Here is a 938-nt window from a genome sequence, read left to right on the forward strand (position 1 = left end):
GGCTTTGGTGAATCACTAGACAGCGTCGGTTTCGACCGGTAGAATTTGGAAGATGAAGCGGGAAACCGCCGATGATCTATGTCGAAAATTTCCCGCTTCACGAAGAAGGCAGTCACGTTGGCTAAAAATGTTGTTGGTGACCGAGGCGAAGTCGCCGCCCCCGAAGGGGGTGGCGGCTTCGCCGACTACGCCCTCGTATCGCTGCACTGTCTGCGGATTTACCTTGATGAGTCGTACCGCAACGCATTGGATCTGCTGAGCGAAATGCCGCATATTTGTGGGGAGATCGGCCTCGAAGAGGGCGATCTCCCTGATCACTCGACGCTCGTTAAGGCGTTTGATAGGTTTCAGATGAAGGTCTGGCGAGTGCTGCTGCGCCTGTCGGCGCAGCTGCACGACCCCTCGGGTCACGCCGCCATTGATGCCACGTTTTTTGACCGCGAAAACGCTAGCAAGCACTACTGTCGCCGCACGAATTACCGCGTTCAGACACTCAAGGCGACGGCTCTCGTCGATACTCAAACTCAAGCTGTTCTAGACGTTCATTGTACGACCGAGAAAACCCACGACACACAACTCGGCTGGCAGGTCGCCTCCCGCAACGCAGGCGACCTGCACAGCCTCGCCGCTGACAAAGGCTACGACTGGATGCGATTACGCGAAAAACTACGAGAAGAAGGCGTAAGGCCGTTGATTAAACATCGCATCTTCCGGCCCATCGACCACGCGCATAACGCGCGGGTCGATGGGCCTCGATACCGTCAAAGATCGATGTGTGAGACCGTCTTCTCGTCGATCAAGCGCACGCACGGCGACGCCGTGCGTGCGCGAACGTGGTACCGAGAATTTCGTGAACTCGTCTTGAAATGTGTCGTTCATAACATCAAGCGTGCCGCAACATAGCCAAATCAACCGCTGTATGGCGATTCACCAGAGCC

General features: G+C 56.2%; 1 protein-coding gene. It reads left to right on the forward strand.

Annotated elements, in window-relative coordinates:
- Nucleotides 1-78: 78 nt before the first annotated feature.
- Complete coding sequence (locus SM755_RS23295) at nt 79-903, forward strand: IS5-like element ISHvo1 family transposase (protein ID WP_248898295.1); 825 nt, start codon at nt 79-81, stop codon at nt 901-903.
- Nucleotides 904-938: the final 35 nt, after the last annotated feature.

Source organism: Natrialba sp. PRR66 (assembly GCF_034808065.1).
Taxonomy (GTDB): Archaea; Halobacteriota; Halobacteria; order Halobacteriales; family Natrialbaceae; genus Natrialba; species Natrialba aegyptia.

What these genes read in the sequence shown, in the direction of transcription:
- SM755_RS23295 (WP_248898295.1), top strand. Translation starts at nt 79, where the DNA reads ATGTCGAAAATTTCCCGCTTCACGAAGAAGGCAGTCACGTTGGCTAAA.